Origin of the sequence: Solidesulfovibrio carbinolicus (assembly GCF_004135975.1) — a bacterium.
Lineage (GTDB): Bacteria > Desulfobacterota > Desulfovibrionia > Desulfovibrionales > Desulfovibrionaceae > Solidesulfovibrio > Solidesulfovibrio carbinolicus.
This window is the reverse complement of record NZ_CP026538.1, coordinates 357,410-380,675: the sequence shown is the minus strand read 5'-3', so window position 1 is coordinate 380,675 and position 23,266 is coordinate 357,410. Positions and strand designations below refer to the sequence as shown.

Here is a 23,266-nt window from a genome sequence, read left to right as displayed (position 1 = left end):
GGTGGAAGGCGTCTTGGATCGGCCGTCGCGCCTTCCCAGCGCCATCGGGATAGGGGGGAGCCTTGCGGCTCCCCTCCTCCCACACCACCGTGCATACGGGTCCGTACACGGCGGTTCGGCAGGTTAAGCGTTCACCTGGCACCTAGGGTTGGCAGTCCGAGTGAGGCAAAATAGCTGTTGGGCAGAGCGATGCTCAGGGCCGGGCTTCGGCTGATATGCCAAGGTCCGAGAGGACTTCCGGCCGTTTGAGCGGCAAGGTCTTTACCTACGCCCCTTGACCTCAGTTCAGCAAACCGCTTCCGCCCCCGTTTCCACTGCCGCCACAACACGCATCGCAAGCGACGCCTGAGCCATGAGTCCAGGCCTTTGAGCACTGATTTCGCCTGGCAGAATCCAAAGTACCCGATCCAGCCGCGCAGGTAGACCGATAGACGTTCCACCGTCGTTTCGATACTCCGTCCCGTACCGGACAGTTCACGGATTCTGCCTTTGAACCGCTTGATCGCCTGCGGCGCTATCCGCCGTCGCGGCTCACTTCCGGCCGTAAAGCTGACTCCGAGAAACTTCCGCCGGGCTGGCCTGTCCACCGCACTTTTCCCTGCGTTCACCTTGAGCTTGAGGCGCTTTTCCAGAAAACGGCTGATGCTGTGCATTGTCCGCTCTCCGGCCCGCCTACTGCGCACATAGATATTGCAATCATCCGCGTAGCGCACAAAGCGGTGGCCGCGTCTCTCAAGTTCCCGGTCCAAGACGTCGAGCACGATGTTCGACAACAGCGGTGAAAGGGGACCGCCTTGCGGCGTCCCTTCGTCCGTCGGGCCTACGAGCCCTCTCTCCATCACCCCCGCGTTCAGGAACGCACGGATGAGCCGGAGCATGCGTTTGTCTTCCAGCCGCTTGGCCAAAAGCCCCATCAGGATGTCGTGGTTGACCCGGTCGAAGAACTTCTCCAGGTCGATGTCCACCACGAAGCGCAAGCCCCGAGCGATGTGCTCCTGGGCCTGGCGCACCGCCTGATGGGCCGAGCGCCGGGGCCGGAAGCCGTAGCTGTGCTCGGAGAAGGAGGGATCCAACAGGCGCTGCAAAACCTGCATCACCGCCTGTTGCACGAATCGGTCGAGTACGGTGGGAATGCCGAGCTTGCGTTTGCCGCCATCCGGCTTGGGAATCTCCACCCGGTTCACCGGGCTGGGCCGGTACGCGCCCGTGAGAAGCCGTTGCCTGATGTCCGGCCAGTGCTCCTTGAGGTAGTCCGTAAGCTGATCCACGGTCATGCCGTCGATCCCCGCACTGCCCTTGTTGCCCTTGACTCGCTTGAGCGCCTCCCGGAGGTTTGCCCTCTCGCAGACCGCTTCCATCAAGTGCCTGGTTGACGCCGGGCTTTCGGTTTCCTGTGCCGCCATGGACGTTTCGGTCCCTCCAACAGGCATCCTCGGGGCTTCACCCCTGCTTTCACCCGCCAAGGCCGGTCTACCGGTATTCCGCCGCAAAACGCCATGAGACATAGGGCCTACTTACCGCTCCTTGCCGTTTGGCCCTTCGGCTTGCGCCTACTATGGCCTCTGCTGACTTCCGCGCCACGATCAGGCGGCATTGCTGCCGCCTCAGTCTCGATTCCGGGACATGGCGCGGACCTCCCGAGGTAAGCACGTCCGCCTTCCCCGCACACCCGCCGGATATACAGCCATGGGCCTTGATGGATAGGGACTTCGCGATCTCATGCCCGCTCGTCCGCCCATGACTGCCTCGTATCCGGTTCTTGTTCATCGGGTCGCGGTTTTGCTCCAGGCTTCCTTCAGACCCCGCCTCACGACGACGCCCTTGCCCTTCGCTAATCCTTCGCCTCCATCAGGCTGGATAGAGGACTTGCACCTCCAAGCTGACGCGCATGCTCGGCACACATCGGGATAGGGGGGAGCCTTGCGGCTCCCCTCCTCCCACACCACCGTGCATACGGGTCCGTACACGGCGGTTCGGCAGGTTAAGCGTTCACCTGGCACCTAGGGTTGGCAGTCCGAGTGAGGCAAAATAGCTGTTGGGCAGAGCGATGCTCAGGGCCGGGCTTCGGCTGATATGCCAAGGTCCGAGAGGACTTCCGGCCGTTTGAGCGGCAAGGTCTTTACCTACGCCCCTTGACCTCAGTTCAGCAAACCGCTTCCGCCCCCGTTTCCACTGCCGCCACAACACGCATCGCAAGCGACGCCTGAGCCATGAGTCCAGGCCTTTGAGCACTGATTTCGCCTGGCAGAATCCAAAGTACCCGATCCAGCCGCGCAGGTAGACCGATAGACGTTCCACCGTCGTTTCGATACTCCGTCCCGTACCGGACAGTTCACGGATTCTGCCTTTGAACCGCTTGATCGCCTGCGGCGCTATCCGCCGTCGCGGCTCACTTCCGGCCGTAAAGCTGACTCCGAGAAACTTCCGCCGGGCTGGCCTGTCCACCGCACTTTTCCCTGCGTTCACCTTGAGCTTGAGGCGCTTTTCCAGAAAACGGCTGATGCTGTGCATTGTCCGCTCTCCGGCTCGCCTACTGCGCACGTAGATATTGCAATCATCCGCGTAGCGCACAAAGCGGTGGCCGCGTCTCTCAAGTTCCCGGTCCAAGACGTCGAGCACGATGTTCGACAACAGCGGCGAAAGGGGACCGCCTTGCGGCGTCCCTTCGTCCGTCGGGCCTACGAGCCCTCTCTCCATCACCCCCGCGTTCAGGAACGCACGGATGAGCCGGAGCATGCGTTTGTCTTCCAGCCGCTTGGCCAAAAGCCCCATCAGGATGTCGTGGTTGACCCGGTCGAAGAACTTCTCCAGGTCGATGTCCACCACGAAGCGCAAGCCCCGAGCGATGTGCTCCTGGGCCTGGCGCACCGCCTGATGGGCCGAGCGCCGGGGCCGGAAGCCGTAGCTGTGCTCGGAGAAGGAGGGATCCAACAGGCGCTGCAAAACCTGCATCACCGCCTGTTGCACGAATCGGTCGAGTACGGTGGGAATGCCGAGCTTGCGTTTGCCGCCATCCGGCTTGGGAATCTCCACCCGGTTCACCGGGCTGGGCCGGTACGCGCCCGTGAGAAGCCGTTGCCTGATGTCCGGCCAGTGCTCCTTGAGGTAGTCCGTAAGCTGATCCACGGTCATGCCGTCGATCCCCGCACTGCCCTTGTTGCCCTTGACTCGCTTGAGCGCCTCCCGGAGGTTTGCCCTCTCGCAGACCGCTTCCATCAAGTGCCTGGTTGACGCCGGGCTTTCGGTTTCCTGTGCCGCCATGGACGTTTCGGTCCCTCCAACAGGCATCCTCGGGGCTTCACCCCTGCTTTCACCCGCCAAGGCCGGTCTACCGGTATTCCGCCGCAAAACGCCATGAGACATAGGGCCTACTTACCGCTCCTTGCCGTTTGGCCCTTCGGCTTGCGCCTACTATGGCCTCTGCTGACTTCCGCGCCACGATCAGGCGGCATTGCTGCCGCCTCAGTCTCGATTCCGGGACATGGCGCGGACCTCCCGAGGTAAGCACGTCCGCCTTCCCCGCACACCCGCCGGATATACAGCCATGGGCCTTGATGGATAGGGACTTCGCGATCTCATGCCCGCTCGTCCGCCCATGACTGCCTCGTATCCGGTTCTTGTTCATCGGGTCGCGGTTTTGCTCCAGGCTTCCTTCAGACCCCGCCTCACGACGACGCCCTTGCCCTTCGCTAATCCTTCGCCTCCATCAGGCTGGATAGAGGACTTGCACCTCCAAGCTGACGCGCATGCTCGGCACACATGAAAAAGCCCCCCGAAGCGTTGCTTCGGGGGGCGAAATCGTTTCCTGGCCGTCTTGTTAGCGCCAGGCCTTGGTCTTGCCGGAGTAGCTGAAGATCTCGCGGATGGCTTCGTCCTTCTCGGTCCAGGGACCGCGCAAGGCGGCCTCCTTGGTCGGTCCGACGCTGGTGTAGACCCGCTGCATGTAGGTGATGTGGCCGACGTAGGGCGTGTGGTCGTACTCCACGCGCTTGACCTCGGCGCCCAGGGATTCGCGGATGATGATGCGGTAGGTGGCCTCCCACTGGCTGCCGACCTGCTTGATCTTCTTGTTGGCCATGGTGCCGACGCCCAGGCGGTCCAGCTCGTCCACCCACTTCTGGGCATAACGCCAGAATTCGTCACGGATGGGCTGGGGCACGTCGGTGGCGTTGCCAATCACGCCGGTCTTGCCAAATGACGCCCGCATCTTGTCGGTGAGCTCCACCGTCGGGGCCGGGACAGGGGCCGGTTCCGCGCCCTTCTTGCCTTTCTTGCCCTTGACGGGCTTTTCCTCGACCACGCCCGGGTCCAGGGCTTCCTTGCCGCCGGCCTTGCGGGCCGTGGCGTCGGGCTTTTCCGCCACCACCGGAGCCGGCGCAACGGCCACAGGGGCCGGAGCCGCAACGGCAGGCTTGGTCTCGGCCTTGGCCGGCACGGCGGCCACAGGGGCCGGCGCGGCGGTCTTGCCGGGAATGGTCAGGGTTTGTCCGGCCTTGAGCTTTTTGGCGTCGGCCAGATTGTTGGCGGCGAGTAACGCCTTGCCGTCCACGCCGAACTTCTTGGCGATGACGGCCACGGTGTCGCCCTTTTCGACCTTGTAGGTCAGGGGCTTTGGCGTATCGACCGCGACAGTCGGAGCCGGGCCGTCGGCGGGATAGACGTGCAGGCCGGCAAAGGCGGCGGAGGCGGCAAAAAGAAGGAGAGCGAGGGCGGCGAGGGTGCTTCGAACGGTGGGCATGGGGTGTTCTCCGATCAAAAAGCCAGACGCCCCTGGCGGGGCGTCTGGCCGGCGAGACGTGGAAGTCTCACTACATGGACTTGAACTTGATCACGCAGCGACGGTTCAGAGCGCGGCCCTGAGCGGTCTTGTTGGTGGCCACCGGATCGGACTCGCCGAAGCTGATGGTCTCGATGCGGGAGGCGTCGATGCCCTTCTTCACGAAGAAGGCCTTGACCGAGTCGGCGCGGCGCTGGCCGAGCTTCATGTTGTACTGCTCGGAGCCGATGGAGTCGGTGTGGCCCTCGAGGATGACCTTCATGCCGGTCTTGGACTTGATGATGGCGGTGCCTTCTTCAAGGACGGGCACGAATTCGGGCTTGATGTTGTACTTGTCGAAGTCGAAGTAGATGCTGCGGAAGACGACGATTTCGTCTTCGATCCACTCGTACAGGGCGCACTCGAGGAACTTCTCGCGGGCGGCCTCGTTGCGGAGCAGCTCTTCGCCGAGCTCGATGCAGTTGCACTTGCCCAGGGCGGCGATGGCCTTGAGGACCTGCTGGCCGTGCTTGTTGTCGGACAGGTCGACAACGTAGAAGCACAGGTTGTCGCCGTACTTGGCCTTCAGGGACTGGGCCACGGCCACGGGATCGACGCCGCAGTTGGAGTCGCCGTCGGAGAAGATGAACACGCCGGTCTTGCCGCTCAGGGTCGAGACGGGCAGCTTGTCCAGATCTTCCAGGCCCTTGCCCATGGGGGTCATGCGGCCGTAAACGGTGTAGTCGGTGTTGATCTTTTCAACAGCGGCAGCCATGGTGGCCTGCTTGTACGGGGCCATCGCAGCGTACTCCTTGTACGGAGCGAAGGTGTACAGACCGGCCTTGTAGCCCAGTTCGGGGGTCATCTTGTTCAGTTCACGGGCCAGGGACTTGGCCATCATGATCTTGGAGACGCCGCCAAACTGCACATAACGCTGTCCCTTATAGGAAAACGCCATGGAGCTGGAATGGTCGATGAAGTAAATGAAGTTGTCGACCTTCGGGACCTGCTTCTTGGCCATGGCCGGACCGCTGAATCCCAGCAGCAGGGCGACCAGAGCCACCAACACGACTTGCAGTTTCTTGTTCATAACTCCCTCCTCGGAGTAGTGAATGAGATTCACCCTTGCCTAAAAAAAACCACCCTCATTAGCCTGAAACGGGATTTTCCCGCCCGCGGGCGGAAGAACCCCAAGCCCCCTGTCGTGTCGTAACCTCTTGAAATGACGACCTTCCAGGGTGCTTCCCTCTGTTCTCCGGTTTAACATATAGTTCTTTTTGCCAGGCAGCGCAAGTGGATGCGCCCCCATTCCTCAGCCTCGGGCCGCCTTGCGCCAGGCCCTTGGGCTGCCTATAGCATATTTCTTCTGAATGTGTACAAAAAACCTGGCCGGCCATGACCGCCGGCCAAACGACAACGCAGGAGCGCTGATGTCCAAGCACTACGGTTTTTCCGTCCTTCGCGACGAAATCGTTGAAGAATACGCCGCCAGGGCCATCCTCTACCGCCACGACCGCACCGGAGCCGAACTCCTTTCCCTGATTTCCGACGACGAAAACAAGGTTTTCGGCGCGGCTTTCCGCACCCCGCCCGCCTGCTCCACCGGCGTGCCCCATATCCTGGAACACTCGGTCCTGTGCGGATCGCAAAAATACCCCGTCAAGGAACCCTTTGTCGAACTCCTCAAAGGGTCGCTCAACACCTTTCTCAACGCCTTCACCTACCCCGACAAGACCTGCTACCCGGTGGCCTCCACCAACCTGCGCGACTTCTATAATCTGGTTGACGTCTATCTCGACGCCGTGTTTTTTCCCCGCATCCCCCGGGCCGTCTTCCTCCAGGAAGGCTGGCATTTTGAATGGAATGACGGCGGCGAGCTGATCCGCAGCGGCGTGGTCTTCAATGAAATGAAGGGCGTCTACTCCTCGCCCGATTCCGTGCTCGGCGAATTCTGCCAGCGCACCCTGTTTCCCGACACTACCTACGGCGTGGACTCCGGCGGCGACCCCAAGGTGATCCCGACGCTGACCTTTGATGCTTTCAAGAATTTCCACGAGACCTACTACCATCCCGGCAACGGCCGTTTCTTCTTTGCCGGCAACGACGATCCCGATGAGCGCCTGCGCCTGCTTGGGGCCTACCTCGACCGCTTCGAGGCCCGGCCGGCTGCCTCGTCCGTGGCCCGGCAGCAGCCCTTTGCCGCGCCGAAAAAAATCGAGATGCCCTACGCCGCCGCCCCGGGCCAGGCCGGGCGCGCCTTTGTTGCCTGCAACTGGCTGCTGCCCGACGTGGCCGACCAGGATCTGGTCATGGTTTTCGACGTGCTGGAGCATGTGCTCATCGGCCTGCCCACCTCGCCCCTGCGCAAGGCGCTCCTCGACAGCGGCCTGGGCGAGGACTTGACCGGCGGCGGACTGGAGAGCGAACTGCGCCAGATGTTTTTCTCGGTGGGCTTAAAGGGCGTGGCTCCCGAGGCCACGGGGCAGGTGGAGACGCTCATCCTCGAAACCCTGACCCAGCTGGCTGCCGAGGGCCTGCCGGCCGACGCCGTGGAAGCCGGGGTCAACGCCCTGGAATTTTCCCTGCGCGAAAACAACACCGGCTCGTTCCCGCGCGGACTGTCCTTGTGGCTGCGCTCCCTGACCACCTGGCTGCACGACGGCGACCCCTTGTCCCCGTTGCGTTTTTCCGGTCCCCTGGGCCGGCTCAAGGCCCGACTGGCCGCCGGCGAGCAGGTTCTCGAAGACGCCATGCGCCTGTGGTTGCTGGATAATCCCCACCGCGTGACCTTGACGCTCACCCCGGACACCGAGCTGGACGCCCGGCGCGCCGCCGAGGAGAAAGCCGAGCTGGCCGCCGTGGCCGCCGCCCTGGACGAGGCCGCCAAGGCCGCCATCGCCGCGGATCTCGACATCCTGCGTCAGTTCCAGGACACCCCGGACACGCCCGAGGATCTGGCCCGCATCCCGTCCCTGGCCCTGGCCGATCTGCCCCGCGACGAAACGCCCATCCCCGAGCGCGCCGCCCAAGCCGGCCAGGCCGAACTGTTGCTCCATCCCATAGAAACGGCCGGCATCGCCTACGTCGATCTGGCCTTCCCCTTAGCCGGCCTGCCCGACCGCCTTGTTCCGCTGGTTCCGCTGTTTGGCCGGGCGCTTTTGGAACTGGGCACGCCGCGTTTCGACGCCGTGACCCTGACCCGGCGCATCGCGGCCAAGACCGGCGGCATCACCCGCGAGGCCATGGTGGCCGGGGTGGTGGACGCCGGCCCGGACGCCGTGGCGGCCAAACTTGTGCTGCGGGCCAAGGCGACCCTGGACAAGATGCCCGATCTCTATGAAATCCTGGGTGAAATCCTCACCCAAACCGATTTCGGCAACCGCGAACGGTTTGTCCAGATGGCCACCGAGGCTCGTTCGCGCCTGGAGCGCCGGCTGGCTCCGGCCGGTCATGCCACGGCCGGCTCGCGCCTGCGCGCCCGCTACACCCTGGCCGGGGCCACGGCCGAACGCCTGCGCGGCGTGTCCCAGTTGCTGTATCTGCGCGAACTCGCCACGCGCCTGGAAGCCGACTACGACGGCGTGCGGGCCGACCTGGAAACCCTGCGCGATCTCGTCCTGACCCAGGCCGGAACCCTGGCCGGGCTGACCGTGTCCGAGGCGGCCATGGCCTCCCAGGAAACGGCCCTGGCCGATTTCCTCACCGGCCTGCCCGGGGCCGCCCCCGCGCCCCAGGCCTGGTCCCGCCCCGGCCTGCCCGCCGCCGAAGGCCTGGCCATCCCGGCCCAGGTCCACTACGTCGGCCTGGGACTGGACCTGACCACCACCGGCTGGAGCTTTGACGGCGCGGATCTGGTGGCCAGCCGCTACCTGCGCATGGCCTATCTCTGGGACCGGGTGCGGGTGCGCGGCGGGGCTTATGGCGCGTTTTGCTCCCTGGACCGCATCGCCGGCCAGGCCGTGTTCGTGTCCTACCGCGACCCCAACACCGAGGCCACCATCGAGGCCTTCCGCAAGGCCGGCCGCTATCTGATGGACACGAGCTTCTCGGAAGAAGAGATGACCCGGGCCGTCATCGGGGCCATCGGCGACATCGACGCCCACATGCTGCCCGACGCCAAGGGCCATGTCGCCCTGGCCAGGCGGCTGACCGGCGACACGGCCGAACGGCGGGCGAAGCTTCGCGCCGAAGTGCTGGCCGCCGGCCCGGCCCGGTTTAGGGCTTACGGCGAGGCCCTGGACGCGGCCGCCGCCAACGCGGCTGTGGTGGTCCTGGGGCCGTCGGCCTCCCTGGACGCCCTGGCCGCGTCCGTGCCCGGCCTGGCCCGCCTCGACGTTCTCTAGTTCTGGAAGCTGTCGCGCCTCCCATAACGCAAAAGCGCCGGACGGCCCCCTCGGCCGTCCGGCGCTTTTTTGCAGCATGGGCGCGTTTAGCGCGGCAAGGCCAGATAGCGGGCGTACATCCAGCCCGTGGCCCCGCTGTCGACCAGGGTCACGCGGGCCCAGCCGTTGGCGTCGTATTCCCACACCCGCACGGCCTGGCCCCGGTAGGCCACGGTGCGCACGTCGCAGGAGGTGGACGGACACGCCCGGATATACACGGATTCGACGGCGGTCACCCGGACGTAGCCGGCCGGCGGCGGCGGCGGCGGCACGCCGATTGACACGCTGCAGCCGCCGATGGCGGCGGCGAGCAGGAGCAGCAGGGTCAAAGCTGGCAGCAGGCGCTTGTTCATGGTCTCCCCCTTGAAAGCCTTTTTGGGATCAAATATGCCTGCCTACGGTCTGACTGTCCAGGTATTCCTTGACTTTTGTTCGCCCCAGGGCACAAACTGCACCATGGAAGTAACCGTCCTGGTGGACAACAACACCCTCATCGACTGCTACCTGCTGGCTGAACCCGGGCTGTCCCTCCATCTGCGCGACGGCGACACGCAGGTGCTCTTCGACTGCGGCTATTCCGACGTGTTGCGCCGCAACGCGGCCACGCTGGGCCTTGATCTGGCCGACCTGGACCAGGTGGTGCTCTCCCACGGCCACAACGACCACACCTGGGGGATCGTGCCCCTCATGGCCTGTCTGGCCGAGCACGCCGCCAACGCCGGCAGGACGCATCGGCCAAGGCTCACCGCCCATCCCCAGGCGCTGACCCCGCGCCGCCTGGAGCACGGCGAACCCATCGGTTCGCTCCTTGGCTACGACGCCCTGGCCCAGTGTTTTGACTTGGTCCTTTCGCGCGAGCCGGTCCCCATCACCGACAGACTGCTCTTTCTCGGTGAAATTCCACGCCTTTTTCCCTTCGAAAACGTCGCCCCCATCGGGCAGCGCCTGGAGCCGGACGGCCCCGTGCCCGACGACCTGCCCGACGACACCGCCCTGGCTTACCACGGCGACGACGGTCTGGTGGTCATCACCGGCTGTTCCCACGCCGGCATCTGCAACATCGTGGAGCACGCCCGCCGGGCCACCGGACAGCGCCGGGTGGCCGCCGTGGTGGGCGGCCTGCACCTGCGCAAGCCCGACCCGGCCCGCTTCGAGGCCACGGCCGACTATTTCCGCCGCATCGGTCTGGCCGCCATTTACCCCGGCCATTGCACGTCGCTTGCCGCCAAGATCGCCCTGTCCCGCACCCTGCCCGTCCACGAAGTTGGCTGCGGCCTGCGCCTGACCTTCTCCTGATCGTCCTCGCGCCGCCCGCGCCTGGCGCGTTGCCCCGCGCCCGCCTTTCGCTTATCACCCCCGCACGGCCCCAGGGCCGTCCAAGGAGCTTTTCATGCGGGAGCATAGCCCCATCCGCCACGATGTTTCACGCCTGACCGAGGAAGACATCTACCTCTTCAAACAGGGCAACCACTTCGATCTGCCCGACAAGCTCGGCTCGGCCATGATGGAAGTCGAAGGCCAGCCCGGCGTCCACTTCGCCGTCTGGGCTCCCAACGCCCGCACCGTCTCGGTCATCGGCGACTTCAACGACTGGGACCCCGACAGCCACCCCATGGCCGTGCGCCACGACGCCTCGGGCGTCCACGAATGCTTCATCCCCGGCGTGCCCAAGGGCACGCGCTACAAATACCACATCGCTTCCCAGGTCGGCGGCTACAAGGCCGACAAGGCCGACCCCTTCGCCTTCTACTGGGAGACCTCGCCCCATACCGCCTCCATCGTCTGGGACCTCGACTACCAGTGGAACGACGCCGCCTGGATGGAAAACCGCCGCGACAAAAACGGGTTTGCCTCGCCCATCTCCATCTACGAACTGCACCTGGGCTCGTTTCGCCGCGTCCACCAGGACCGCTACCGCTCCCTGTCCTACCGGGAGCTGGCCGATCACCTGACCGACCACGTGCTGCGGGCCGGGTTCACCCACGTGGAGTTCCTGCCGGTCATGGAACACCCCTTTTTCGGCTCCTGGGGCTATCAGACCCTGGGCTACTTCGCCCCCACCAGCCGCTACGGCACGCCCCAGGACTTCATGGCCCTTATCGACCGGCTCCACCAAAACGGCGTCGGCGTGGTGCTGGACTGGGTGCCCTCCCATTTCCCGGCCGACGGCCACGGCCTGTCCTATTTCGACGGCACCCACCTCTTCGAGCACGCCGATCCACGCCGGGGCTACCACCCGGACTGGAACTGCTACATCTTCAACACCGGCCGCTACGAGGTGCGCGCGTTTCTCATCTCCAGCGCGCTTTTCTGGCTGGGTCGCTACCATGCCGACGCCCTGCGCGTGGACGCCGTGGCCTCCATGCTCTACCTCGACTACTCCCGCCGCGACGGCGAATGGATTCCCAACATCCACGGCGGTCGGGAAAACCTCGACAACATTGATTTCCTGCGTCGCCTCAACGAAATGACCTACGCCCGCTTCCCGGACACCGAGGCCATTGCCGAGGAATCCACTTCCTGGCCCATGGTCTCGCGCCCGCCCTACCTCGGCGGCCTGGGCTTCGGCATGAAGTGGAACATGGGCTGGATGCACGATGTGTTGCGCTACTTTGCCCGCGACCCGATCTTCCGCAAATACCACCACGGGGAACTCACCTTCGGCATCTGGTACGCCTTTACCGAAAACTTCGTCCTGGCCCTGTCCCACGACGAGGTCGTCTACGGCAAAGGCAGCCTCATCCGCAAAATGCCCGGCGACGACTGGCGACGGTTCGCCAACCTGCGCCTGCTCTACGGCTTCATGTTCGGCCATCCGGGCAAGAAGCTGCTGTTTATGGGCAGCGAATTCGCCCAGTGGCAGGAATGGAACCACGACGCCGAACTGCAATGGGAGCTGCTCGACTCGCCGCCGCACCAGGGCATTTTACAATGGGTGGCCGACTTAAACGCCGTCTACCGGTCAGAACCGGCCCTGCATCAGCGCGATTTCAAGGCCGAAGGCTTCGAGTGGGTCGATTTCCGCGACGCCGAGGCCAGCGTGCTGGCCTTTTTGCGGCGCGGCAAGGACCCGGACGACATGGTGCTGGTGGTGCTCAACTTCACGCCCGTGCCGCGTGAGTTCTACCGGGTCGGCGTGCCCAGGCCCGGCATGTGGCGGGAGCTGCTCAACAGCGACGCCCGCCCCTACGGCGGCTCGGGCCTGGGCAACGCCGGCGCGGTCATGGCCGAAGCCGTCGAGAGCTTTGACCGCTCCTATTCGCTGACGCTGACCCTGCCGCCCCTTGGCGCAGTGTTCTTGCGGCCGGCCTAATTGCAGGGCTCTGCCCTGCACCCGCACGGGCGCTGCCCGTGACCCGGCAGGGCGCTGCCCTGCACCCGCCGGGGGGATTATCCCCCCGGACCCCCTGGCCGTCTGTGGCGGGCGGGGGATCCACAAGCAGGCGGAGTGGGGTGTGTGCCCTGTTGGCCCCCTTGCCCCTGCCACCCTTCCGTGGCATCCCTATCCAGAGAAAAGTTTTTGGGGAAGGGGGGGGCGTGGGGGGAGGAAACCCCTTTTTTCAAAAAGGGGTTTCCTCCCCCCACATTCCTCCCTTCCACCCCGCAAGGAGCTTCCATGCTGCGCAGAGCCAGCGGCGTGCTCATGCACGTCACCTCGCTTCCCTCCCGGTTCGGCATCGGCGATTTCGGCCCCGGCGCGCGGCGCTTTGCCCGCTTCTTGCGCCAGGCTTCCCAGTCCTATTGGCAGATATTGCCCCTGTCGCCGACGTCGACCTTTATCGGCAACTCGCCCTACAGCAGCGACTCGGCCTTTGCCGTAAGTCCGCTGCTCATAAGTCCCGAAGCCATGGTCGAGGACGGCTGGCTGGACGCGGCGGCTCTGGAGGCGGCCGTAGTGGACGGCGATCCGGCCGTGGCGGATTTCGAGCAGGCGCAGGCCAAAAAAGAAGCGCTTTGTCGCGCGGCTTTTGCCGCCGGCCGCCAGCGGCTGGCCTGTGACGCCGCCTATGTCGTCTTTTGCCGCGAGGCGACCGGCTGGCTGGACGATTACGCCCTGTTCCGGGCGGCCAAGCGTGAGCAGCATGAGGCCGGGTTTGCCTCGTGGCCGGCCGGACTGCGCGACCGCGAGCCGGCGGCCGTGGACGCGCTGAAGATTCGCATGGCCGAGGAGATCGACTACGTGCGGTTCGTGCAGTACCTGGCCCACAGCCAGTGGAAGGCCCTGCGGGCGCAGCTGCGCCAGGCCGACATCCAGGTCATCGGCGACATGCCCATCTACGTCACCGAGGACAGCGCCGACGTCTGGGCCAATCCGGAGCTGTTCAAGCTCGGCCCGGACAAGCGGCCGGTCTGGGTGGCCGGAGTGCCGCCGGATTATTTCAGCGCCACCGGCCAGCGCTGGGGCAATCCGGTCTACGACTGGCCGGCCCACGAGGCCGAGGGCTTCGCTTGGTGGCTACGGCGCATGGAGCGGACGCTGGAACTCTACGACATCGTGCGCCTGGACCACTTCCGGGGATTTGAGGCCTACTGGGAGATCGCGGCCAGCGAAGAGACGGCCGTCAACGGAACCTGGGTCAAGGCCCCGGGACACGCGCTTTTCAAGACCCTGACCCGGCGTTTTCCGGCCCTGCCCATCATCGCCGAGGACCTTGGCGTCATCACCGCCGAAGTGCGCGAACTCATGGCCGCCTTCAGCTTCCCCGGCATGCGCGTGCTCCAGTTCGCCTTCGGTCCGGGCATCGCCGAAAACCGCGACGCGCCCCACAACTACGAACGCAACCACGTGGCCTACACCGGCACCCACGACAACAACACGACGCTCGGCTGGGCGCGCGGCGAATCCGGCGGCGAGGCCCTGGAATCGCTCTACGCCTACCTCGGCCGGCGCGTGCCCCACGAGGAGGTGCCCTGGGAACTGCTGCGGCTAATCATGCAAAGCGCCGCCTCCAAGGTCATCGCGCCCATGCAGGATATCCTGTGCCTGGGCGAAGGCGCGCGCATGAACATGCCGTCCGTGGCCAAGGGCAACTGGTCCTGGCGCGCCGTGGACGACCACTTCGACGCTGCCATTGCCGCGCGGCTGAGGGGGATGACCGAGATATTTGGTCGGAATCATTGAGGGAAGAAGAGGAGATGCCTCCGGCGGCCGGGGGCCTTAGTCCCCCGGACCCCCAACCGGGTTACAAGGGCCGGTGGCGCTAGGGGCGAACCGTTTAGGGACGGGAGGCTGGCATGACGAAATCCTATCTGCTCTTCAAGTGCGGGACGACGGGGCGCACGCCGCTGGCGACCTTTACCGCCGACAACGTGGACGAAGCCCGGGAAGCGCCCACCTGGCTTAAGCGCAAGCACCCGGACATGGCCGCGCTGCGGCTGGCCGAGGGTGAATTTTTCGAGATCATCGAAAAAGACGTCTGCGACCCGGCCGATTGGGACGCGGCGGTCAATGCCATGGCCGCCTCCCAGTCGGTCGGCGGGTAAGCCCCGACCCTAAGCGAGAAACGCCTCGACGGTTTCCAGGTAGCGCGCCGGCTGCTCCAGGTGGTGGCTGTGGCTGGCGTCTTCAATGACGGTCAGCCGCGCGCCCGGGATGCGGGCGGCGAAGTCCGCCGTGGTCTCGGGCGTGGCTTCGTCGTAGCGGCCGCAGGTGAAAAGCGTCGGCACGGTGATCGTCCCCAGCTCAGGCGTGGCATCGTAGCCGGCCAGGTTCCCGGTCAGAGTAAATTCGCTTGGCCCCCACATGTGCAGGTAGCAGGGCAGGCTCATTCCCTCGATGGCCCGCGTGAGGCATTCCGGCCAGGGATCGAGGCGGCAGACGTGTTTGGCGTAAAACACGCCCACGGCCGCCTGATAGGCGTCGCTGTCGTAATCGCCGGCCGCTTCGGCGGCGGCCACGGCGTCTTGCACCCCTTGGGGCATGGCGGTGAGATGCGCCCGCTGATCGGCGGCGAACCGGGCGGCGCTCAGGCACGGCCCGGAGAGCACAAGCCGGGTAACCCCTTCCTGGCCGCGCCGCAGCAGATATTCCACGCACAAAAGCGCGCCAAAGGATTGCCCCAAAAGCGCCAGCTGCGTAAGCCCCAAGGCCCGGCGCACGGCGTCGAGTTCTTCGACGTAACGCGGCAGGGCAAAAAGCGACAGGTCGTCTGGCCGGTCGGATCGGCCGCAGCCGAGCTGGTCGTAGAAAACCACCGGCCGGGCGTTGGCCAGGGCTTCCAGAGGCTCCAGATAGTCGTGGGGCAGGCCCGGGCCGCCATGGACGACAAGAAGCGGCGTGCCGGGCGCGTCCTGGCCGACGATACGGTAGAACACCCGGCCGCCGGGAACATCGATCAGCCCCACGGAAGCACGGTCTTGGGTCAACATCAAACGCCTCCTTTGCAAAAGCATAGCACTTCCACCGACGCCATCTCACTGTCACCGGTGCCCAAATGATCGGACCAGGGAGCGTTCGGCCCGGTCCCAGGCGGCCTCATCCCTTCTTGCCGTTTCCTACTCGCCGAGGGCATCGCCCACGGGATTGCGCAGTACGCCGTAGCCTTCGAGTTCTATCTCGCAGACATCGCCGGGCTTGAGATAGCGCGGCGGTTTGCGGGCAAAGCCCACGCCCGACGGAGTGCCGGTGACGATGACGTCGCCGGGATTGAGCGTCATGGCCTCGGACAGGGCGGCGATAAGGGCCGGCACGGGGAACAGCATGTCCGAGGTGGCGGCTTCCTGGACCAGTTCGCCGTTGACGCGGGTGCACAAAAGCAGGCCGTTTGCTCCGGGCGGCAGTTCGTCGGGGGTGCACAGTTCCGGGCCGAACGCGCCGGTGGCGTCGAAATTTTTGCCGAGAAACCACTGGGAGGTGCGGAACTGGTAGTCACGCACGGAACCTTCGTTAAAAAGCGCATAGCCGCCCACGTGGGCCAGGGCCTGGCTTTTGGGGATCAGGCGGCCGGGCTTGCCGATGATGACGGCCAGTTCGCCCTCGAAATCGAGTTTGGTCGAGACAGCCGGCCGCAGGAGCGGTTCGTTGTGGGCGATCAGGGTCGAGGCCAGGCGGGCGAAAAAGGTCGGGTGATCGGGCAGGTTGCGCGGACTGATTTCCACGGCATGGTCCACGTAGTTGAGGCCTACGCAGACAATTTTGCCGGGGCGCGGCACGACGGGCAGCAGTTTGACCGACGAAAAGCGCATCTGGGCCGCCGTAGGCGCATTTTGAGCGGCCTTCCGTACGGCGTCGAACGCGTCCTGGCCGCCGGCCAGGAAGGCGATCATGTCGCTCGGGAGGCTGTCGTCAACCTGGGAAAGGTCGATGAGCACATCGCCCAGGCGTACGCCCAGGCGAGGTCCGTCGTTTTGGGCGAAGGAAACGAGACGCATGGGCACTCCTTGGTTGCTACGATGACAACCCTAGGAGCACAGGCGCTTTATCGTCAAGACGCCAAAGCGCAGGGGCCATGACGGTTTTCTCATGCACGCGAGGAGGTAAAGGCAGGACGAAGGGAAACCGAAGGCGGCGAGACTGCCGGTGCGGGAATCAACGAAGTTCGGGCAGGCTTTGGCGACCTTCCAGGGCGTCGGCCAGGGCGGCAAGCGCGGCCGCGCCGCGCGGATCGACCAGGGGCAGGGAGGAGGACAGCTTCTCGAAAAAGCTGTTCTTTTTCTTGGGCCCCTTGAAAAGCGGCACCTCGCCCTTGAGGCCGAGCTCTTTTTTAAGGTAGCCCACGGCCTCTTCCTGGCCGCCGAGGTCGTCCACAAGGCCAATGGCCTGGGCGCGCGCGCCGGTCATGGCCCGACCGTCAGCGATGAGCGCGATGGCCTCAGGGGAGAGCTTGCGCTCCTTGGCCACATCGCCGCTGAACTGGGCGTTGAGGTCGTTTATCAGGCCTTCGAGGTAGGCGCGTTGCTCGTCGGAGAGCTGCTTGAAGGGGCTGCCGGCATCCTTGAGCTTGCCGGTGGTCAGCGAGTCCATGCTCAGTCCCAGCTTTTGCATGAGCTCCCGGGCGTTGGCCAGCTGGGTGATGACGCCGATGCTGCCGGTGATGGAGCCGGGGTTGGAAAAGATGCGGTCAGCCGCGCAGGCGGCGTAATACCCGCCCGAGGCGGCCACGGCGGAAAAGGAGGCCACGACGGGCTTTTTGGCTCGCAGGCGCTTGACGGCCATGTACATTTCCTGGGACGGTCCAAAGGCTCCGCCAGGGGAATTGATGCGTAAAATGACGCCCTTGACGGTATCGTCCTCGCGCAGTTTGCGGATAAAGGCCACGACCTCTTCGGCGTCGTTTATCGGGCCTTCGACGCGCACCACGCCGATGCGGGCCTCGGCCAGCCCGAGCAGGGATTCGCCCTCCTCGTCGTGGCCGAAAACGCCAAACGCGGCCGCGATCCCGAAAACCAGGATCACGGCCGCGACGGCAATCAGGCATCCGAACAGGGCCGGACGCCTGACAGAGAGCGGTTGATTAGCGCTGGGCATCCTCTTCCAGTTTCTGGCGCAGGAGCTCGCCCAGATTGCTTCCGGTGTCGGAAGGACCGGCGGTGCGGAATTCCTTGGCCTTTTTCTTGTCCTCTTCGTCCTTGATGGACTTGATGGACAGGCCCAGGCGGCGCTCGTCGGCGGAGACGTGGATGACCTTGGCTTCGATCTCGTCGCCTTCCTTGTAGATCTCGGCAGGCGTCTTGACCTTCTTGCGGCTGATCTCGGAAACGTGGACCAAGCCTTCGATGCCTTCTTCCACTTCCACGAACAGGCCGAAGTCGGTGATGTTGGTTACCGTGCCCTTGACCATGGCGCCGACCGGGTAGGTGTCGGGCACGCGGGTCCAGGGATCTTCGGAGAGCTGCTTGATGCCCAGGGTGAACTTCTCGTTCTCTTTGTCGACGGTGAGGACCTTGGCCATGACGATGTCGCCGCTCTTGAACATCTCGCCGGGGTGGCGGACCTTTTTGGTCCAGGAGATGTCGGAGACGTGGATCAGGCCGTCAATGCCGTCCTCGATGCCGATGAAGATGCCGAACTCGGTGATGTTTTTGACCGAACCCTCAAGGATGGTGCCCTCGGGGTACTTCTCGGCCACGATATCCCACGGATTCGGGCGAACCTGCTTCATGCCGAGCGAAATGCGCTTCTTGTCCGGATCAACGGACAGCACGACCACTTCGACTTCGTCGCCGACGTGGACCATCTGGCTCGGGTGGCGCAGCTTGCGGGTCCAGGACATCTCGGAGATGTGGACCAGCCCTTCGACGCCGGGCTCCAGCTCGACAAACGCGCCGTAGTCGACCAGGTTGGTGACCTTACCGGACATGCGGGTGTCTTCGGGGTACTTGCCGGCGATGTTTTCCCAGGGATCGGCGATGAGCTGCTTCATGCCAAGCGACACTTTCTGCTTGTCCTGGTCGAAGGAAAGGACCTTCAGTTCCAGCTCGTCGCCCAGATGCACCAGCTCTTTGGGATGCTTGATGCGCTTCCAGGACATGTCGGTGATGTGCATGAGGCCGTCGAGGCCGCCGAGGTCGACGAAAACGCCGTACTCGGTGATGTTCTTGACCCGACCGGTGACGGTCTGGCCCTCTTCGAGGGTCTTGAGGAGGTCTTTGCGCATGGAATCCCGGCGCTCTTCCAGGAGCACGCGGCGGGAAACGATGACGTTGCTGCGGCGGCGGTTGATCTTGAGCACGCGGAATTCGAATTCCTGGCCGACCAGGGCGTCCATGTCGGGCACGGGGCGCAGGTCGACGTGGGAACCGGGCAGGAAGGCTTCGACGCCGCCGAGATCGACGGTGTAGCCACCCTTGATGCGGCGCACGATCTTACCGCTGATGACGTCATCTTTTTCCTGGATTTCCTCGAGCTTATCAAAAAGCTGCATCCTCTTGGCCCGCTCGCGGGACATGATGATGGTGCCTTCGGATTCGTTCTTGGAGACGACGTAGACGTCGATCTGGTCGCCGACTTTGACTTCCATTTCCCCCAGCGGGTCCAGGAATTCGCCGACCGGAATCTGGCCCTCGGACTTGAAGTTGACGTCCACGAGGACGTGCTCCTTGCCGATGCGGACCACGACGCCCTGAGTGATGGAACCTTCTTCCAGGTCGCCGAAATCCTCATTGAGGTAATTTTCCAGCGCGGCCTCGAAGTTGACTTCCATTTCCGAGTTAAGGTTGTTTTTCATTTCCGTGGTTTTGTCCATGAGTTGACCTCCAACGCGATCTATCCCTTCGAAAAGGATTTCGGGTCATAGCAGAAACCCCTCGAACACACAACAAAAAAGGCCCCGCCCGACCCGTCAGGCCAGCCCTACGAGATCATAGTCCTTTGCTTCCTCGATGGTCGCCGTAACCATGTTGCCCGGCGCGACGCCCGGGCCGCTGACATACGTCACCCCGTCGATCTCCGGGGCCTGGAACCAGGTGCGCCCCACATGCAGCCCCGGCCATTCGGGATGGACGCTGTCCACCAGCACTTCCGTGTCCCGGCCGACCCACTCTTCCAGCAAATCGGCGCTGATCTCGCGCTGGGCGGCCATGACCGCCTCCACCCGCCGGGCCTTGACGTCGCTGCGCACCTGTCCGGCCATGGCCGCCGCCGGGGTGCCGTCCTCGCGGTGGTAGGGGAAGACGCCGACATGGTTGAGCCTGGCTTCGTTGACAAAGCGCAGCAGCGTCTCGAAATGTTCTTTCTTTTCGCCGGGAAGCCCCACGATAAACGTCGAGCGCAGGGCGGCGTCCGGGAAATGGCGGCGCACCCGGGCCACCACCGTCTCGGCCGAGGCCGCCTTGGGACGGCCCATGGCGGCCAGCATGTCCGGGTGGATGTGCTGGAACGGGATGTCGAAATACGGCACGAAGGGCCGGCCGGCCCCGGCCAGGAAAGCCAGCAGATCGTCCGTCACCCCGGACGGATAGAGATAAAGCAGGCGCAGCCACTTGAGCCCCGAAAGCGGCAGGAGCTTGCCCAGCAGCGCCTTGAGGCCCTCTTTCATGCCCAGATCGCGGCCGTAGGCGGCCACGTCCTGGGCCACCACAACGAGCTCCGACGCGCCCTTGTCCAGAAGCCGCCGGGACTCCTCCACCAGGGCGTCCAGGGGCTTGCTCACAAGCGGCCCGCGAATCGACGGAATGGTGCAATAGCGGCAGGCATGGTCACAGCCTTCGGCGATTTTGAGGTAGGCATAGGACGGCGGGGTGCTGGCCAGACGGCCGGTGGGCGCGGCCGATTCAGCCGACAGCGCCTTGGCCAGCCGGCCCGGGATGAGGTCCAGCTCCGAGGGCAGGCCCCAGATGTCAACCTCGGGCAGGCCCTCGCGCAGTTCCTGGCCAAAGCGCGAGGGCAGGCAGCCGAGCACGGCCAGCACCGGGCGCGGCGACAGCTCCCGGATGGCCTCGGAGGCTTCCAGGATGGCGGCCACGGACTCCTCAACCGCCGGGGCAATAAACGAGCAGGTGTTGACCACGACCAGATCGGCCGCCTCGGGCGTGGCTGCGGGCGTCGTGGCAAAGGGCAGGCCGCCCAGCACGTTTTCGGTGTCCACCCGGTTTTTGGGGCAGCCAAGGCTTATGGTGTGGACGCGATATATCTTGGACATGGGTTTCGTTCCATCCTTGCAGGCAATGTGGGGCCGGGCTACCATGGCTTGTCCCGGATGGCAAAAGCCGGCCGGGGCGGCAAAAAGCTGTAGGAGTCCCGATGGATACCCAGACGAAGCAAGACGGCCTCAAGGTCGTGCTGGCCACCCGCAACGCCGGGAAGATCAAGGAATTAAACGCTCTGCTGGCCGGACTTGGCGTCACCGTGGTCGGACTCGGGGAATTCCCGGAAATCGGCGAAATCCCCGAAACCGGGACGACGTTTCTGGAAAACGCCCGTATCAAGGCCTGGGCCGTGGCCAAGGCCACGGGGCTGGTGAGCCTGGCCGACGATTCCGGCCTGTGCGTGGACGCCCTGTCCGGCGCGCCGGGCGTCTATTCGGCCCGCTACGCCGGCGAAAACGCCACCGACGCCGCCAACAACGACAAGTTGCTGACCGTCATGGCCCATGTGCCCGAGGGCGACCGCACCTGCCGGTTCGTCTCGGTGGTGGTGGCGGCCGATCCCGACGGCCGGGAACTCACGGCCGAAGGCTCCTGGGAAGGCCGGGTGGCCTTCGCGCCCGCCGGCGACGGCGGCTTCGGCTACGATCCGCTCTTTTTCGACGCCCTTGCCGGCAAAACCGCCGCCGAACTCACGCCCACCGAAAAAAACGCCCGCAGCCATCGCGGCCAGGCGTTGGCGAAATTGGTGGAGAAATGGGAAGATTGGCGGGGAAAAGAATAAGAATAAGATGAAGATGCCTCCGGCGGCCGGGAGGGGCTAAGCCCCTCCCGGACCCTCCCTATCTGGGGATGCGTTTTTCGGTTCGGGCGAAAGCCCGAACCGAAAAACGCATCCCCAAACAGAAAGGAGACCGGCGAAAGCACCGCTGGGCGCAGACCATGTCGGGGGTCCGGGGGGCTGAGCCCCCGGCCGCCGGAGGCCTCCTAAAAAAATGGCTTCGGCGAGTCTTCCACTAGCGGCCCGTCATGGGGCGGTTTTTCCTGGGCTGGCGGCGGGGTTGGCTGGGGCGCGGGCGTGGCGGCGGGCTGTTTGGCGGCGGGCTTTGGCGGTTCGCCCTGGATGACGATCTTTTCCTTGCGCACGGGCTTTTTGGCCGGGGCCTTGGCCGGCTGGGTCTGGGGCGGCGCCTTGAAGCTCGGGCCGACCGGTTCGCCGTGGAACTCCCGGATGCGCCACAGGTAGTTGTCGTCGCGCGACAGGCCGAAATAACAGCTCATCACAGCCTGTTTGGCTTGGCCGTTTTCGTTCCAGCGCAGGTCGGCCACGGCCCGCACGCTGGCCCGCTCGCCCTTGACCTGGATGTTCATGGGTTCGCGCCACTGCATGGCGAGTCCCATGCGGCGCTGTTCGGCCAGGGAGGCGGGAAGCTGGCGCTCCAGTTCGCCGCTCCCCCGGATGGGGCGCACGTCCTTGCCCAGAAGCGGCACGTAGCGGGCGTCTTCGGTGAAAAGGCGCAGCATGGCCCCGGCGTCGCCGCTTGCGGCCATATCCGGGAAGCGGACGATGAATTCGTGAATGTTTTTCGCATCGGCCGAGGCGAACCCCGACGGCTTGCCCGGCTCGGCCTTGGTTTTTTTACCGCCGCAACCGGCCAGCAGACACAGGGCCGCCACAAGCGCGAAGCACAACGCCGCCATCTTCGGCATACGCCTCTTCCTCTCGACCACACGCGCGCCGTGGACCATACGCCATCCCTCCACAACGCCCCCGCCGACCGCCACCCCAAGTGGGATTCCAAAGGGCTCAGCCCTTTGGCCGCCGGAGGCATTCTTTTCTTCTCTTTTCTTCTCTATCGCTTCCATCACCCCATCAACTTCGCCACCAACTCCCCCACGTCGGCCGCCAGATAATCCGGCCCGTGGCGGGCCAGTTCGTCGCGGCTGGCGTGGCCGCTGGCCACTGCGGCGGTGCGCGTGCCGGCGGCCTTGCCCACGGCCAGGTCCATGGGATGGTCGCCGACCATGAGCGACCGGGCCGGCGAAGCGCCCAGGGCCTGGAGCGCGGCCAGCAGATGCCCGGGATCGGGTTTGACGCGCGGCGTGTCGTCGCGGGCCAGGAGCACACCGGCGAAATCGTGCAAATCGGGAAAGACCGTCAACACGGCCCGGCGGCAGTTGCGGGTGATGACGCCGACCTTGACGCCGCGCCCGGCCAGGGCGGCAAGGGCGGCCCGGGTTTCGGGGAAAAGGCCGGCCCGGGCGGCTCCGTCGGTTTCCATGGCTTCGATGCCCTGGGCGGCCTGGGCGGCGAAGCGCCGGGACGCTTCGGGATTGGTCCGGGCGATGGCGGCGGTGAGCTTCGCGGCGTATTCCAGGGCCGGCAGGCCGTTGGCCGGCGGCACGTCGGGCAAAAACGCGGCCGCCTGCCGAGCCACGAGCTGTTTCATGGCCGTGAAATCCAGGACCAACTCGGCCAGGGTGCCGTCGAAGTCGAACACGGCGGCATCGAAAATGGTGTTGGGCATGAGGATTTTGCCTTGCCGGCGGATTGCCCGCCGGGCGTGTCGCGGGTATGCTCCGCCCGGTTTTACGCCCGGGCGGC

The 23,266-nt window shown here is 65.0% G+C and carries 18 protein-coding genes; 6 read left to right on the top strand and 12 right to left on the bottom strand.

Annotated elements, in window-relative coordinates; genetic code table 11:
• Positions 1-131 precede the first annotated feature (131 nt).
• The 4 genes from ltrA (C3Y92_RS01610) to C3Y92_RS01595 form a co-directional block, all read right to left on the bottom strand.
• A complete protein-coding gene (gene ltrA / locus C3Y92_RS01610; RefSeq protein ID WP_207213993.1) occupies positions 132-1,403 on the bottom strand; it encodes a group II intron reverse transcriptase/maturase in 1,272 nt (423 codons plus the stop codon).
• 586 nt (positions 1,404-1,989) lie between these two features.
• Positions 1,990-3,261 carry a group II intron reverse transcriptase/maturase gene (ltrA, locus tag C3Y92_RS01605; protein ID WP_207213993.1) on the bottom strand — a complete coding sequence of 424 codons (1,272 nt, stop codon included), beginning with the start codon at positions 3,259-3,261 and terminating at the stop codon, positions 1,990-1,992.
• 556 nt (positions 3,262-3,817) lie between these two features.
• Complete coding sequence (locus tag C3Y92_RS01600) at positions 3,818-4,738, bottom strand: LysM peptidoglycan-binding domain-containing protein (protein ID WP_129348862.1); 921 nt, start codon at positions 4,736-4,738, stop codon at positions 3,818-3,820.
• A 70-nt stretch (positions 4,739-4,808) separates the two neighbouring features.
• A complete protein-coding gene (locus C3Y92_RS01595) occupies positions 4,809-5,846 on the bottom strand; it encodes an OmpA family protein (RefSeq protein WP_129348860.1) in 1,038 nt (345 codons plus the stop codon).
• A gap of 340 nt (positions 5,847-6,186) precedes the next feature.
• Between C3Y92_RS01595 and C3Y92_RS01590 the strand changes: the two genes are divergently transcribed.
• Positions 6,187-9,099 carry an insulinase family protein gene (locus C3Y92_RS01590; protein WP_129348858.1) on the top strand — a complete coding sequence of 971 codons (2,913 nt, stop codon included), beginning with the start codon at positions 6,187-6,189 and terminating at the stop codon, positions 9,097-9,099.
• A gap of 86 nt (positions 9,100-9,185) precedes the next feature.
• Here C3Y92_RS01590 and C3Y92_RS01585 read toward each other — a convergent pair whose 3' ends face one another.
• Positions 9,186-9,491, bottom strand: a complete 306-nt coding sequence (locus tag C3Y92_RS01585) for an SH3 domain-containing protein (protein ID WP_043602067.1) — start codon at positions 9,489-9,491, stop codon at positions 9,186-9,188.
• A gap of 103 nt (positions 9,492-9,594) precedes the next feature.
• On the opposite strand from C3Y92_RS01585, the gene C3Y92_RS01580 reads away from it, so the two are divergent.
• The 4 genes from C3Y92_RS01580 (at position 9,595) to C3Y92_RS01565 (ending at position 14,622) form a co-directional block, all read left to right on the top strand.
• Complete coding sequence (locus C3Y92_RS01580) at positions 9,595-10,434, top strand: MBL fold metallo-hydrolase (RefSeq protein WP_129348856.1); 840 nt, start codon at positions 9,595-9,597, stop codon at positions 10,432-10,434.
• A 94-nt stretch (positions 10,435-10,528) separates the two neighbouring features.
• Positions 10,529-12,451, top strand: coding sequence for a 1,4-alpha-glucan branching protein GlgB (gene glgB / locus C3Y92_RS01575; protein ID WP_129348854.1), 1,923 nt, complete (start codon positions 10,529-10,531; stop codon positions 12,449-12,451).
• A 303-nt stretch (positions 12,452-12,754) separates the two neighbouring features.
• A complete protein-coding gene (gene malQ / locus C3Y92_RS01570; protein ID WP_129348853.1) occupies positions 12,755-14,260 on the top strand; it encodes a 4-alpha-glucanotransferase in 1,506 nt (501 codons plus the stop codon).
• A gap of 113 nt (positions 14,261-14,373) precedes the next feature.
• Positions 14,374-14,622, top strand: a complete 249-nt coding sequence (locus C3Y92_RS01565) for a hypothetical protein (protein ID WP_129348851.1) — start codon at positions 14,374-14,376, stop codon at positions 14,620-14,622.
• A gap of 9 nt (positions 14,623-14,631) precedes the next feature.
• Here the strand turns inward: C3Y92_RS01565 and C3Y92_RS01560 are convergent, their stop codons facing one another.
• The 5 genes from C3Y92_RS01560 to rimO form a co-directional block, all read right to left on the bottom strand.
• Positions 14,632-15,507, bottom strand: coding sequence for a proline iminopeptidase-family hydrolase (locus C3Y92_RS01560; protein WP_129348849.1), 876 nt, complete (start codon positions 15,505-15,507; stop codon positions 14,632-14,634).
• Between the two features lie 126 nt (positions 15,508-15,633).
• The gene (locus C3Y92_RS01555; protein ID WP_129348847.1) at positions 15,634-16,509 is read right to left on the bottom strand and encodes a fumarylacetoacetate hydrolase family protein; all 876 of its coding nucleotides are present in this window, start codon (positions 16,507-16,509) and stop codon (positions 15,634-15,636) included.
• A gap of 157 nt (positions 16,510-16,666) precedes the next feature.
• Complete coding sequence (gene sppA, locus C3Y92_RS01550) at positions 16,667-17,605, bottom strand: signal peptide peptidase SppA (protein ID WP_129348845.1); 939 nt, start codon at positions 17,603-17,605, stop codon at positions 16,667-16,669.
• A complete protein-coding gene (locus tag C3Y92_RS01545) occupies positions 17,592-19,322 on the bottom strand; it encodes a 30S ribosomal protein S1 (protein ID WP_129348843.1) in 1,731 nt (576 codons plus the stop codon). The genes sppA and C3Y92_RS01545 overlap by 14 nt, the downstream gene beginning before the upstream one ends.
• Positions 19,323-19,418: 96 nt before the next feature.
• A complete protein-coding gene (gene rimO / locus C3Y92_RS01540) occupies positions 19,419-20,717 on the bottom strand; it encodes a 30S ribosomal protein S12 methylthiotransferase RimO (RefSeq protein ID WP_129348841.1) in 1,299 nt (432 codons plus the stop codon).
• Between the two features lie 101 nt (positions 20,718-20,818).
• On the opposite strand from rimO, the gene C3Y92_RS01535 reads away from it, so the two are divergent.
• Positions 20,819-21,445: an XTP/dITP diphosphatase gene (locus tag C3Y92_RS01535; protein ID WP_129348839.1), complete on the top strand. Its 627-nt coding sequence runs from the start codon at positions 20,819-20,821 to the stop codon at positions 21,443-21,445.
• Between the two features lie 203 nt (positions 21,446-21,648).
• On the opposite strand, the gene C3Y92_RS01530 is transcribed toward C3Y92_RS01535, so the two are convergent.
• Together C3Y92_RS01530 and C3Y92_RS01525 are read right to left on the bottom strand one after the other, a co-directional pair.
• Positions 21,649-22,371, bottom strand: coding sequence for a YybH family protein (locus C3Y92_RS01530; protein ID WP_235669572.1), 723 nt, complete (start codon positions 22,369-22,371; stop codon positions 21,649-21,651).
• Between the two features lie 155 nt (positions 22,372-22,526).
• Complete coding sequence (locus tag C3Y92_RS01525; RefSeq protein WP_129348835.1) at positions 22,527-23,189, bottom strand: HAD family hydrolase; 663 nt, start codon at positions 23,187-23,189, stop codon at positions 22,527-22,529.
• Positions 23,190-23,266 lie beyond the last annotated feature (77 nt).